The organism is Mycobacterium sp. NGS40 (assembly GCF_059812735.1).
This window is the reverse complement of record NZ_JCALDG010000033.1, coordinates 28,747-42,089: the sequence shown is the minus strand read 5'-3', so window position 1 is coordinate 42,089 and position 13,343 is coordinate 28,747. Positions and strand designations below refer to the sequence as shown.

The window sequence follows — 13,343 nt, the reverse complement described above, 5'->3', positions numbered from 1 at the left end:
GAGGAGGTGGGCAGTTTGGCTGGGCCCGCCGACGATGCGTTGCGTGTAGCGGGCGCCCGGGCCTACGGCGTGGCGAAACACCCGGTTTGTCGGCAACCGCTGCCAAGATGGACGGCATGCCCATGGTCGCCGATCCACTGACCGCCGGGCTGGACGACGAACAGCGGGAGGCCGTGCTGGCGCCGCGCGGACCGGTTTGTGTGCTCGCGGGTGCCGGAACAGGCAAGACCCGCACCATCACGCATCGCATCGCCCAGCTCGTCGCGAGCGGCCATGTCGCCGCCGGGCAGGTGCTTGCGGTCACCTTCACCCAGCGCGCGGCGGGCGAGATGCGCTCGCGATTGCGGACGCTGGACGCCAATACCCAGACCGGATCGGGCGTCGGCGCCGTGCAGGCCCTGACTTTCCACTCGGCCGCACACCGCCAGCTGCGCTACTTCTGGCCGCGGGTGGTCGGCGACACCGGCTGGCAGCTGCTGGACACCAAGTTCGCCGTCGTGGCCCGCGCGGCCAGCCGGCTACGGCTCAATGTCAGCACCGACGACGTGCGCGACCTGGCCGGCGAGATCGAATGGGCCAAGGCCTCGCTGATCAGCCCCGAGGCGTATCCGAGCGAGGTCGCCGCCGCCGGCCGCGACATCCCGCTGGACGCCAAGAAGGTCGCCGACGTCTACACCGCCTATGAGGCGCTCAAGGTCCGCGACGAATCGGTGACGATGCTCGACTTCGACGACCTGTTGCTGCACACCGCGGCCGCGATCGAGAACGACGCCGCGGTCGCCGAGGAGTTCCGCGATCGTTACCGCTGTTTCGTGGTCGATGAGTATCAGGACGTCACCCCGCTGCAACAGCGGGTGCTGTCGGCGTGGCTGGGCGATCGAGACGACCTCACGGTCGTCGGCGACGCCAATCAGACCATCTACTCGTTCACCGGCGCCTCGCCCCGTTTCCTGCTCGACTTCTCGCGGCAGTTCCCGGACGCCACGGTGGTGCGCCTGGAGCGTGATTACCGTTCCACCCCGCAGGTGGTCTCGCTGGCCAACCAGGTGATCGCGGCGGCCCGCGGTCGGGTGGCCGGCAGCAAGCTGCAGCTGTCGGGTCAGCGGCCGCCGGGCCCGGCCCCGACGTTCAGCGAGCATCCCGACGAAACCGTCGAGGCGGCCGCGGTCGCGAAGGCGATAGGCGGGCTGATCGAATCCGGCACCGCGCCATCGGAAATCGCGGTGCTCTATCGCGTCAATGCACAGTCGGAGATCTACGAGGAAGCGTTGACCGAGGCGGGCATCGCCTACCAGGTTCGCGGCGGCGAGGGCTTCTTCAACCGCCAGGAGATCAGGCAGGCGATGGTGGCCCTGCGCCGGGCAGCCGAGCGCCGCGCCGAGGGGCCCCTGGACAAGCCACTGCCCGACGTGGTCCGCGCGGTGCTGGAGCCGCTGGGGCTGACCGCCGCCGAACCCGACGGCACCCGCGCCCGGGAGCGCTGGGAGGCGCTGTCCGCGCTGGCCGAGCTGGTGGACGACGAGGTGGCGCAGCGCCCGCAGCTGGAGCTGCCGGCCTTGGTGACCGAGCTGCGGGTCCGGGCCGACGCGCGCCATCCGCCGGTGGTGCAGGGCGTGACGCTCGCGTCGTTGCACGCCGCCAAGGGGCTGGAATGGGATGCGGTGTTCCTGGTCGGGTTGGCCGACGGCACGCTGCCCATCTCGCACGCGTTGGCCCATGGCGCCGAGAGCGAACCGGTCGAGGAAGAGCGTCGCCTGCTGTATGTCGGAATCACCAGGGCCCGAGTGCATTTGGCGCTGTCCTGGGCGCTGTCGCGCAGCCCGGGCGGCCGGCAGACCCGCAAGCCGTCGCGGTTTCTCAACGGCATTGCACCGCAGGCGCGCGTCGACCCGGCGCCGGGCAAATCCCGGCGCAAGCAAGGCGCATCGCGATGCCGGATCTGCAACAACAACCTGACCACCCCGGCGGCCGTCATGCTGCGCCGCTGCGAGACATGCTCGGCCGACATCGACGAGGCATTGTTGCTGCGGCTCAGACAGTGGCGATTGGACGTCGCCAAGGAGCAGAAGGTGCCCGCGTATGTCGTCTTCACCGACAACACGCTGATCGCGATCGCCGAACTGTTGCCCGGCGACGAAGCGGCGCTGATCGCGATCCCGGGTATCGGCGCGCGCAAACTCGAGCAGTACGGAGCCGACGTGCTGGAGTTGGTGCGCGGCCGCGCCTGATCGTCTCCCGACGCCAAACGCGCAGGTCAGAAAATCGGTTGTCAGCGCCGTGGGCTAACATCTACTCTCGGAAACGCAATCTGCTGCCGGCGCGACGCCGGCATGCGCCCAGGCGAGAGGAGGTGGCCACGATGATCAACGACACGTTTGAGGTAGGCGTGGCCGGCGCGGTGCTGTCCGCGTGGACCCTCCATGCCGCCCACGCCGCCGTAAAGGCGGCCGGTGCTAAGCATCGCGCCGCCGCCGCGACTGACGCGTTCGTGGATCGGGGAAGTACGTAACCACCCGGTTTTCAAATGGCCACGGACCCGAAGTCACAAGGATCCGTGGCCATAGTTTTCGGGGCTGAAATCTTTCAAAGCCCGCAACCTGGTCCGGATCACCGAAGAAGGACACCCGACCAGGAAGCAGGTGAGCAGGACATGTCGGCACAGACAGTCCCCAGACAGCCCGCGCCGGCGTTGCCATGTCACGCCGGCGATCCCGATCTATGGTTTGCCGACGCCCCGGCCGACCTGGAGCGCGCCAAGACGCTCTGCACGGACTGCCCGGTCCGGCGACAGTGCCTGGCCGCGGCGCTGGACCGTGCCGAACCGTGGGGCGTGTGGGGCGGCGAGATATTCGATCGGGGCTCGGTCGTGAGCTACAAACGTCCGCGCGGACGCCCGCGCAAGGACGCGGTCGCTGCCTAGACGGCCGCCACGTCGGGGTCGGCGAAACCGGGGACCAGTTCCTCGGTCAGTGCCTTGATCGGCACGTGAGCGTCCAGCTGGCACAGGATCGCGGCCACCGACATGATCACCCGCATCGGGATCACCAGTTTGGGCGGTAGATCCATCTGCCGGGCCGTCCGGATCTGCGACACCGATCGGTCGATCTCGACGGCCGACATCTTCTGCAGCCACTTGCGGGTGTAGTGGAAAACCTCCACCTCGACCGGTTCGACGTACTGGCGCAGCATGTCGTCGATGTCGCGCACCGACACCTGCTGGCCTTTCTGGATGAAGCCGGCCTTTTCCATCGTCGGCAACAGCAGGTCGTAGTTCTTGTCGCGGGCCAACCGGATGGTCATCCCGAGTTCGATTGGAAAGCCACCGGGCATCGGCGCGACGGCGCCGAAGTCGATGACGGCCATCCGGCCGTCGGCCAACAGCATGAAGTTTCCCGGGTGCGCGTCGCCGTGCAGCATCTGCAACCGGCGCGGGGCGTCGAAGGTGAGTTCGAGGAGCCGGGTGCCGATCAGATCGCGCTGCTCGACGGTGCCGTGGCGGATGATCTCGGCCATCGGCACACCCTGGATCCACTCCTGGACCACGACCTTGGGTGCGCTGGCCACCACGCGCGGCACCGCGAAGTGCGGATGATCGTGATACGCCTTGGCGAACGCGCGCTGGTTGTCGGCCTCCAGCCGGTAGTCGAGTTCCATCTCGGTGCGTTCGATCAGCTCGTCAACCACGCCTTGGACGTCGGCGCCGGGCGCAAGCTGTTTGGCCACCCCGACCATCCGCTGCATCGTCTTGAGGTCGGCCCGCAGGGCCTCGTCGGCGCCCGGGTACTGGATCTTGACGGCCACCTCGCGGCCGTCGGACCACAGCGCCTTGTGCACCTGGCCGATGCTGGCCGAAGCCACCGGGGTGTCGTCGAACGAATTGAACCGGTCCCGCCACTTGGTGCCCAACTGCGCGTCAAGTACCCGGTGCACCTTCTCGGCGGGCAACGGCGGAGCGTCTTTCTGCAACTTGGTCAGCGCCTCCCGGTAGGGCTCACCGAACTCCTCGGGAATGGCGGCTTCCATAACGGACAGGGCCTGGCCGACCTTCATCGCCCCGCCCTTGAGTTCGCCCAGCACCTGGAAAAGCTGGTTGGCCGCCTTCTCCAGCAGTTCGGCCTGGACTTCGTCTTTCGACTTGCCGGTCAGCCGCTTACCTAAGCCCAGCGCGGACCTCGCAGCAAAGCCGACCGGAATACTGGCCAGCTTCGCGTTGCGCGCCGCCCGACCCCGTTTAATCTCAGACACATATCCATCATCCATGACGACGCGGCCGCCCCGGGCTTGATCTTGGCAACAGTGGGGTGTCAGCTCGACCGGCGGTCACGTCGGGCCGCACGTGCCCGGCCACTCGGACGACGGCCCGATCAGCACGAACACAACGGATGCTTGGTCCATTGCCGCGCGACGATGGCGCCGGCGTGCAGATCGAATTCCAGGGTGGCGTTCAACGCTTGCGGTGGACCGGGATCGGGCCCGGCATCGCGGCCGCGCACCGCCGCGATCACGCGGTGCACCTGGCTCAGCGCCAGCGCGGCGGTCGCCAGGAGGGTGGGCCGATCGGCCACACCGACGGTCTCGCGTAGCTGAGCCGCGACCGCCGGCCACGCGGCATCCCGGTCGCTGCGGTGCAGATCGGCGCAACTCAGGCAGCTGGTCACGCCCGGAATGACCAGCGGCCCGACCAGCCCGGTGCCGTCGCGGACCCGTACCGCCAGGTGCGCGACGCGTTGGCTGTGCAGATCGCGGACCATGCGCGGGTCGGCGACCAGGTAGTCGGCCAGCACCACCAGATCCACGGCGGCGCGCGACACCGCGGCGTGGGGTTGACTGCTGTGCGCAATCCGCGCCCCCGAGCAGCGCAGCGACTCCATCAGCAGGTCCGACAGGGGCCCGCGGCCGTGCACCCGGATCGACGCGGCCCGGCCGCCGGATTGCCGGCGGCTGCGGGTCACCACCCCGGCGTTCACCAGCTGCGTGACGAGATGTGTCAGGTCAGGGTCCGTCAGCCCGTGCTCGAGGGCGTGCCGCTGCAACTCGGCGATCGGCAGGGGCGATCGCATCGTGTGCAAGAGCGTCGCCACTGCCGCGGCGGCCAGGCCGCGCGGGGGACGGATCAGCACCGCGCGCCGCGGATCCCAACCCACCTGCACCGCACCATCGGGGCGCAGCAACACGGGCATCGCCGGGTCCAGCGCATAGGTAGCGGTGCCGGGCATGAACCAGACTGTGCCACGCCGGGCGCGCACGCCCGATCAGCTCTCCACAGGACCTTCAGGACCTCTGCGGTGGTCGCCTCGTCTGCTTACTCGCCCGGCGGCGGGCATGGGTGTGAATAACGCCATGCCATGATCTCTCCGAATTGTGCGTGCGTATTGACCGGCCCGAACGTGTATCCACAGGGCCAGTTGCGCTGTTCGCCGGGGTCGTCGTTCGGGTCCGGATCAGCGTGCGCGATTCCCGCACCGAACGCCAGGGCCAACAGCGCCGATCCCACAGCGATGATTGGTCGTTTGCGCATTTCCTGCACCTCGATCTGTCGTCCGTGGCCAGTGTCGCGGTACTGGCCGAGTGGATTGAGCCGATGCGGTCGGCCCTCCGCACGCTTACCCACGCTGCCCGTGGACTTTGTCAACGAAGCCGTGAACAGCGCGCAAATTATGGGTTCAGCGCATACACCCAGAGCGGGCGACGTTCAGCCGGGCGGCGCGGTCACGATCATCGTCTGTTGCCCGGTCTTCCACGCAGCCATGAATGTCGTGATGCTGACCTTCGTGTCGCCGTGGTCGGCGTACGGGTCGTTGAGGTGAACGGTGTCGTTGTTGGTGTCCACCCCGGTGACGACGAGCAGGTGATCGGCCGTTTTGCGCTGGTCGTTGCTGTCCAGGATGGTTCCGCCGTTGACCCAGGCGATGACCTTGCGGCGGGCGCCGAGGTCCTGCTCGAGCGCGGACAGAGTTACCTCGTCGGGGTATTTGTCCCAGGTCATCCGTGACTTGATGCCGTAGTGGTCGAGCAGGACGACGGTGTCGGCCGCATCGATGCCACCCTTCTCGGTCTCATGGCCCGGGTCGCCGGTGGGCAGGTAAATCGGTCCGTCGCGGATCACCGAGGGCGTCTTCTGCGCCAGCTTGATGATCTCTTGCTCGGTCGCGGGAGTGCCGGTGACCTCACCGACCACGTCGGCCACCGAAGCCAGCCCGCACGTGTCTTCCGTCGACTGCTGCACCCAGTACTTGGCGGCCGCCTCGGGGTCGCCGTACACACCGCTGACGGTCGGCTTCGCCGGCGCCGCCATGCTGCCGGTCGCGGCCGCGGGTGAGGTCGTCGCGGCACCCGTCGATGACGGCGCCGCCCCGCACGCCGATACCACCAAAACGTTGGACAGGCCAATGCCAGCGCAAACAAACGCGGTGCGCAGCGCGGCTGCCATACGGGTGCTAAACATGCTGCCGCCAAGGCCAGTCGGGAGAGTCGATCAACGACAAAGTAGCACCTCCAGCAAACACCTGCGACCCAATTGGATGCAATGACGATAAGCCGGTTTCCGGGTGCGTGGACGCCCCGCTCGGCTGTCGGCCGAAACCCTCCACTCAGTTGCTCCTGCGGTCCAAGTGCGGAACTGCAATAGTGATCGCGGGCATTTGCAGCGCCGCCGTGGCCCACAGCGCCAAACCGGAGCAAAAGGTGAGGTCGGTCGATGAAAATTCGTCTGTGTGGGCTGTCACTGGCGGCGTCGGTGATGCTGGTCGGGGCGGCTTGCGGTTCGCACTCCACGAGCCCGGTCGCCCACTTGGCGACGGCGCCGGCGACGTCGAACGTGACGCTGACCGAGACCGGTTCCAACAACCTCTACCCGCTGATGGACGCGTGGGCCGCGTCGTATCACTCGAAATACCCCAACGTCACGATCACCGTCGCCGGCGACGTGTCGGGCAACGGGATCGCGCAGGCCGCGGACGGCGCGGTCACCATCGGTGCATCCGGTCTCTACCTGACCGAGGGGGACTTGTCCGCACACCCGGGCCTGCTGAATATCGCGCTGGCCGTTTCTTCGCTGCACGTCAACTACAACCTGCCCGGCCTCCTCACGCATGTCCGGCTGGATGGCAAAGTACTCGCGGCCATGTACAAGGGCACCGTCAAGACCTGGAACGACCCGCAGATCGCCGACCTCAATCCCGGCGTGGTCCTGCCGGCCATCCCGGTGATTCCGTTGCACCGCACGGACCCCGGGAGTAACGACACCTACCTGTTCACCCAGTACCTGTCCAAGCAGGACCCTGACGGGTGGGGCAAGTCGCCCGGCTTCGCCACCTCCGTCGACTTCCCCGCTGTGCCAGGCGGTTCGGGTCTCAACGGAATGGCGGCCGTGGTAACCAGTTGCGCCCAGAATCCGGGATGCATCGCCTACCTGGGCACCCGCTACCAGGCCGAGGCCGCACAGAAGGGGCTCGCCGAGGCCGAGTTGGCCAATGCCTCAGGCCATTACGTGCTTCCTGATGCCGAGAGCGTCGAGGCCGAGGCCGCCGGATCCGCCTCGCAGACGCCGGCCAATCAGGCGGTCTCGTTGGTCAACGGGCCCGCCGCGGAAGGGTACCCGATCGTCAACTACGAATACGCGATCGTCTACAGCAAGCAGAAGGACCCTGCCGTTGCGCAGACGTTGCAGGCCTTCCTGCACTGGGTGGTGACCGACGGCAGCGGCCCCAAATTTCTTGACGCCGTTCATATTTACCTTCGGCCGCTGCCGGACGCGGTCAGGGCGCTGTCCGACGCCCAGATCGCCAAGATCACCAGCTAGGCAAACGCCGGCCTAGTCGCTGACCGGCCCGCCGCCGGCGCCGGAGTCGTCTTGCTCCAGCCGTGCGATGGCCTCATCGATTCCGCTGGTGTCGCCGCCGATCACGCGATCGATGAAGCCGGCGGGTTCGTCGAGGTCCTCGGCGCCCGGCAACAGATCGGGATGTTGCCAGACTCCGTCGCGGACATCCATACCGGCGGCTTCGGTCAGCCGCTGCCACAGCGCCGCGGCTTCCCGCAGCTTGCGCGGGCGCAACTCCAGGCCGACCAGCGTGGCAAATGTCTGCTCGGCCGGACCGCCGCTGGCCCGGCGTCGGCGCAGCGTCTCGCTCAACGCGGCCGCACCCGGAATCCGGTCGCCCAGGGCCGCGGTCACCACGACCTCCACCCAGCCCTCGATCAGCGCGAGCAGGGTCTCCAGCCGTTCCAGCGCCTGGGTCTGCGCCGGCGTGGCCTTCGGCTCGAAAACGCCTTGGCCGAGCAGGTTTTCGATCGCGGCCGGATCCGTAAGCGAGGCGGGGTTGAAGTCGCGTGCCAACTCCTCGATGCCGCTCATGTCGATCTTCATGCCCATCGCGTAGGCCTCGATGGCGCCCAGCAGCTGGCTGGACAACCACGGAACGTGGCTGAACAACCGGTGGTGGGCCGCTTCCCGGGCGGCCAGGAACGTCATGATCTCGCTGCGGGGCTGCTCGAGTCCGGCGGCGAAGGCTTCTACGGCGTCGGGCATGATCGCCGCCACGCCCTTCGGCCCCAGCGGCAGGCCGATGTCGGTCGACGTCAGCACCTCGCGGGACAACCGGCCCAGGGCCTGGCCCAGCTGCGACCCGAACGCCATCCCACCCATTTGCGACATCATCGCCATCAGCGGGCCGGCCATGCTCTTGGCCTCCTCGGGCAGCGACGACGCCCACACCGTCGAAATCTGTTGGGCCATCGGGTCGCACAGCCGTTTCCAGGTTTCCAGGGTGTTGTCCACCCAATCGCTCGGACTCCAGCCGACGGACTTGGTGGTGCCGGCGGGCAGCGCGGTGACGCCGTCGAGCCAGGTGTCGGCGAGGTGTACCGCATCGACGATCGCCGAGTTCGTCGTGGCCGGGATCGGTGCGACGAATCCAATCGAGCTGGCCGCGACTTGCCGGGCCAGGTCGTAGTTGACGGGTCCCGACGGGGCGCCGCCGGCCGGCCCGGTGCCCGCGCTGCTGAACATCTGACCCAGCTGCGTGAAGATTTGCCCCAGGTCACCCATGTTGAAGTCCCCGCCCATGCCGAACGCGCCGAGCGGGTCTGACGGGCCCGAGCCGGACTCGGGATTCTTCTTCCCGTGCTTGTCGCGCTCGGGGTCTTCTCCGTGGGAGAAGCCGAAAGGCAGGTCAGCCATGACCTCAACGGTACTCACCGCTGGAACAGAAGTTGCCATCCGGCGTCACGCTTGTAGCTGAACGAGTCGCCCCGGTGTCCGGTTAGGGTAAGCGGCGTGAACAGGCGGATTCTGACCTTGATGGTCGCGCTGGTGCCGATCTTGGTCTTCGGCGTGTTGCTCGCGGTAGTGACGGTGCCGTTCGTCTCGCTGGGCCCCGGCCCGACTTTCGACACGCTCGGTGAGGTCGACGGCAAGCAGGTGGTCGCGATCGAAGGTACGCAGACTCATCCGACGACCGGTCACCTCAATATGACGACGGTGTCCCAGCGCGACGAGCTGACCCTCGGCGAGGCGCTCACGCTGTGGTTCTCTGGGCAGGAGCAGTTGGTACCGCGCGACCTGATCTATCCGCCCGGCAAGTCCCGCGAAGACGTCGACAAGGCCAACACCGCCGACTTCAAAGATTCCGAGGACAGCGCCGCCTATGCCGCCCTGGGCTATCTGAAATTCGCCCCCGCAGTCACCGTCGCGACGGTCACCGATCCCGGCCCGTCGGTGGGCAAGCTGAAGGCCGGTGACGCTATCGATGCGGTCAACGGCACCCCGGTGGTCAATGTCGAGCAGTTCACCGGACTGCTGAAGACCACCAAGCCCGGCCAGACGGTGACGATCGACTACCGCCGCAAGAATGAACCGGCCGGCGTCGCGCAAATCACCCTCGGTACAAATAAGGACCGCGACTACGGCTTCATGGGTGTCGCGGTGCTCGACGCGCCGTGGGCACCGTTCTCGGTGGATTTCAACCTTGCCAATGTGGGCGGACCGTCCGCCGGTCTGATGTTCAGCCTGGCCGTCGTCGACAAGCTCACCACCGGTGACCTGGCCGGTTCGACGTTCATCGCGGGGACCGGCACGATCACCTCCGACGGCAAAGTCGGCCAGATCGGCGGCATCACGCACAAGATGGTGGCCGCCCAGGAGGCGGGCGCCACGGTGTTCCTGGTGCCGGCAAAGAATTGCTACGAGGCGACCTCGGACAATCCGCACGGTTTACGGCTGATCAAGGTCGAGACGCTCGGGCAAGCCGTGGATGCGCTGCACGCGATCCAACAAGGAGGTCAGGCGCCCAGTTGCTAGCCCGCAATTCTGCGTACAGTTGTGACGTCCAGCTCACATTGATCAGGGAGCGTAGCTAGTGGGGATGCGGCCCACCGCAAGGATGCCGAAGCTGACTCGGCGCAGCCGGATTCTGATTTTGGTCGCGCTCGGGGTGATTGCGCTGCTGCTCGCCGGCCCGCGCCTCGTCGACGCCTACGTCGACTGGTTGTGGTTCGGTGAGCTCGGCTATCGCTCGGTGTTCACCACCGTGCTGATGACCCGCATCGTGGTGTTCCTGGTCGCGGGCCTGCTGGTCGGCGGGATCGTGTTCGCCGGGCTCGCGCTGGCCTACCGCACCCGTCCGGTCTTCGTCCCGAGCAACGACAACGACCCGGTGGCGCGCTATCGCACCGTCGTCATGTCCCGGTTGCGGCTGGTGGCCATCGGCATCCCCGCGGCAATCGGGCTGCTGGCCGGCATCGTCGCGCAAAGCTACTGGGTGCGGATCCAGCTGTTCTTGCACGGCCAAAGCTTCGGGATCAGGGATCCGCAGTTCGGCAAGGATCTCGGCTTCTACGCGTTCGAGTTGCCGTTCTACCGGCTGGTTCTCAGCTACCTGTTCGTGTCGGTATTCCTGGCCTTCGTGGCGAATCTGCTGGCGCACTACATCTTCGGCGGCATTCGGCTCTCCGGGCGCACCGGTGCACTGAGTCGTTCGGCCCGGGTGCAGCTGGTCAGTCTGATCGGCACGCTGGTCCTGCTTAAAGCCATTGCCTACTGGCTGGATCGTTACGAGCTGTTGTCGCACACGCGCGGCGGCAAGCCGTTCACCGGTGCCGGGTATACCGACATCAACGCGGTGCTGCCGGCCAAGCTGATCCTGATGGCGATCGCGCTGATCTGTGCGGCCGCAGTCTTTTCCGCGATCGTGCTGAAGGACTTGCGGATCCCGGCGATCGGCTTGGTCCTACTGCTGCTGTCGTCGTTGATCGTGGGCGCCGGCTGGCCGTTGGTCGTCGAGCAGATCAGCGTGAGACCCAATGCCGCGCAAAAAGAAAGCGAATACATCGGCCGCAGCATCACCGCGACACGGCAAGCGTACGGCCTGACGTCCGACCAGGTGACCTATCGCAATTACAGCGGCGACAGCCAGGCCACCGCCCAGCAGGTGGCGGCCGACCGGGCGACGACCTCGAATATCCGGTTGCTTGACCCGACGATCATCAGCCCGGCGTTCACCCAGTTCCAGCAGGGCAAGAACTTCTACTTCTTCCCCGACCAGCTGTCGATCGACCGCTACCTGGACCGCAACGGCGCGTTGCGTGATTACGTAGTCGCGGCCCGAGAACTCAACCCGGACAGGCTGATCGACAACCAGCGCGACTGGATCAACCGGCACACCGTCTACACCCACGGCAACGGTTTCATCGCCTCTCCGGCCAACACAGTGCGCGGCATCGCCAACGATCCCACCCAAAACGGTGGCTACCCAGAGTTTCTCGCCAACGTCGTCGGCGCCAACGGCAGCGTGGTGTCGGACGGGCCGGCCCCGCTCGACCAGCCCCGCATCTACTTCGGGCCGGTCATCTCCAACACCTCGGCCGACTACGCGATCGTCGGCCGCAACGGCGCCGACCGCGAATACGACTACGAGACCAACACCGAAACCAAGAACTACACCTACACCGGACTCGGGGGCGTCCCGATCGGTGACTGGCTATCCCGAAGCGTGTTCGCCGCCAAGTTCGCCGAGCGAAACTTCTTGTTTTCCAGCGTGATCGGTTCCAACAGCAAGATCCTGTTCAACCGTGATCCGGCCGCGCGGGTGGAGGCGGTGGCGCCGTGGCTGACCACCGACAGCGCGGTCTACCCGGCGATCGTCAACAAGCGTCTGGTGTGGATCATCGACGGCTACACCACGTTGGACAACTACCCGTACTCCGAACTGACGTCGTTGGAGTCCGCGACGGCCGACTCCACCGAGGTCGCGTTCAACAAGCTCGGGCCCGACAAGCAGGTCTCCTACATCCGTAACTCGGTGAAGGCCACGGTCGACGCCTACGACGGGACCGTGACGCTCTACCAGCAGGACGAGCAGGATCCGGTGCTCAAGGCCTGGATGCAGGTGTTCCCGGGCACGGTCAAACCCAAGAGCGACATCAGCCCCGAACTGGCCGAGCATCTGCGTTATCCCGAGGACCTGTTCAAAGTGCAGCGGATGCTGCTGGCGAAGTATCACGTCAACGACCCCGTGACGTTCTTCTCCACCTCGGATTTCTGGGACGTGCCGCTGGATCCGAATCCGACGGCCAGCAGCTATCAGCCGCCGTATTACATCGTCGCGAAAAACATTGCGAAGAACGACAATTCGTCGTCATATCAGTTGACGAGCGCGATGAACAGATTCAAGCGCGACTACCTGGCCGCTTACATCAGCGCCAGCTCCGATCCCGCGACGTACGGCAAGATCACGGTGCTGACCATCCCCGGTCAGGTCAACGGTCCGAAGCTGGCCAACAACGCAATCACCACCGACCCGGCCGTGTCTCAAGACCTGGGAGTGATCGGGCGAGACAACCAGAACCGAATACGGTGGGGCAACCTGCTGACTCTGCCGGTCGCGCAGGGTGGACTGCTGTACGTCGAACCCGTCTACGCCTCTCCGGGAGCCAGCGACGCTGCCTCGTCGTACCCGCGGTTGATCCGGGTTGCGATGATGTACAACGACAAGATCGGCTACGGGCCCACCGTCGGTGACGCGCTCACCGGGTTGTTCGGGCCAGGCGCGGGTGCGGCCGCGACGGGGATCGTTCCCACCGATGCGGGTGCCCCGGCGACTCCGCCCGCGAGTCCACCGACCCCGGCCCAGGCGCCCGGCCCGAACAACCCGCCCACGGCGGTGCCGCCGGCGCCGGATGGGGTGACGACGCTGTCGCCCGCGAAAGCCGCTGTCCTGCAGGAGATTCAGACCGCGATCAACGCCGCGCGCGACGCGCAGAAGAAGGGTGATTTCGCCGGATACGGAGCCGCGCTGCAGCGGCTCGACGACGCGATCACCAAGTACAACAACACGAAGTAGCCG

11 protein-coding genes are annotated in these 13,343 nt (G+C 66.7%); 6 read left to right on the top strand and 5 right to left on the bottom strand.

Annotated elements, in window-relative coordinates:
* Window positions 1–116: 116 nt before the first annotated feature.
* The 3 genes from AC5Y5O_RS28950 (at window position 117) to AC5Y5O_RS28940 (ending at window position 2,920) form a co-directional block, all read left to right on the top strand.
* On the top strand, window positions 117–2,228 hold the full coding sequence (locus AC5Y5O_RS28950) for an ATP-dependent DNA helicase UvrD2 (RefSeq protein ID WP_500028448.1): 2,112 nt from the start codon (window positions 117–119) through the stop codon (window positions 2,226–2,228).
* A gap of 131 nt (window positions 2,229–2,359) precedes the next feature.
* Window positions 2,360–2,509, top strand: a complete 150-nt coding sequence (locus AC5Y5O_RS28945; RefSeq protein WP_165796287.1) for a hypothetical protein — start codon at window positions 2,360–2,362, stop codon at window positions 2,507–2,509.
* A gap of 141 nt (window positions 2,510–2,650) precedes the next feature.
* Window positions 2,651–2,920 carry a WhiB family transcriptional regulator gene (locus tag AC5Y5O_RS28940; RefSeq protein WP_096285413.1) on the top strand — a complete coding sequence of 90 codons (270 nt, stop codon included), beginning with the start codon at window positions 2,651–2,653 and terminating at the stop codon, window positions 2,918–2,920.
* On the opposite strand, the gene AC5Y5O_RS28935 is transcribed toward AC5Y5O_RS28940, so the two are convergent.
* From AC5Y5O_RS28935 to AC5Y5O_RS28920, 4 genes are all read right to left on the bottom strand, one after another.
* On the bottom strand, window positions 2,917–4,260 hold the full coding sequence (locus AC5Y5O_RS28935; protein WP_096285414.1) for a macrolide-binding ATPase MABP-1: 1,344 nt from the start codon (window positions 4,258–4,260) through the stop codon (window positions 2,917–2,919). The two genes, AC5Y5O_RS28940 and AC5Y5O_RS28935, sit on opposite strands and share 4 nt — an antisense overlap.
* Window positions 4,261–4,364: 104 nt before the next feature.
* Window positions 4,365–5,216, bottom strand: coding sequence for a cyclodehydratase (locus tag AC5Y5O_RS28930; RefSeq protein WP_096285415.1), 852 nt, complete (start codon window positions 5,214–5,216; stop codon window positions 4,365–4,367).
* Window positions 5,217–5,302: 86 nt separating this feature from the next.
* The gene (locus AC5Y5O_RS28925; protein ID WP_133160823.1) at window positions 5,303–5,518 is read right to left on the bottom strand and encodes a hypothetical protein; all 216 of its coding nucleotides are present in this window, start codon (window positions 5,516–5,518) and stop codon (window positions 5,303–5,305) included.
* A 174-nt stretch (window positions 5,519–5,692) separates the two neighbouring features.
* A complete protein-coding gene (locus AC5Y5O_RS28920) occupies window positions 5,693–6,445 on the bottom strand; it encodes a C39 family peptidase (protein WP_500028441.1) in 753 nt (250 codons plus the stop codon).
* A gap of 252 nt (window positions 6,446–6,697) precedes the next feature.
* Between AC5Y5O_RS28920 and pstS the strand changes: the two genes are divergently transcribed.
* Window positions 6,698–7,801 carry a phosphate ABC transporter substrate-binding protein PstS gene (gene pstS / locus AC5Y5O_RS28915; protein WP_500028439.1) on the top strand — a complete coding sequence of 368 codons (1,104 nt, stop codon included), beginning with the start codon at window positions 6,698–6,700 and terminating at the stop codon, window positions 7,799–7,801.
* A gap of 12 nt (window positions 7,802–7,813) precedes the next feature.
* Here the strand turns inward: pstS and AC5Y5O_RS28910 are convergent, their stop codons facing one another.
* A complete protein-coding gene (locus tag AC5Y5O_RS28910) occupies window positions 7,814–9,199 on the bottom strand; it encodes a zinc-dependent metalloprotease (protein WP_500028436.1) in 1,386 nt (461 codons plus the stop codon).
* Between the two features lie 78 nt (window positions 9,200–9,277).
* Between AC5Y5O_RS28910 and AC5Y5O_RS28905 the strand changes: the two genes are divergently transcribed.
* Together AC5Y5O_RS28905 and AC5Y5O_RS28900 are read left to right on the top strand one after the other, a co-directional pair.
* On the top strand, window positions 9,278–10,300 hold the full coding sequence (locus AC5Y5O_RS28905) for a YlbL family protein (protein WP_096285427.1): 1,023 nt from the start codon (window positions 9,278–9,280) through the stop codon (window positions 10,298–10,300).
* Window positions 10,301–10,358: 58 nt separating this feature from the next.
* Complete coding sequence (locus tag AC5Y5O_RS28900) at window positions 10,359–13,340, top strand: UPF0182 family protein (protein ID WP_096285433.1); 2,982 nt, start codon at window positions 10,359–10,361, stop codon at window positions 13,338–13,340.
* Window positions 13,341–13,343: the final 3 nt, after the last annotated feature.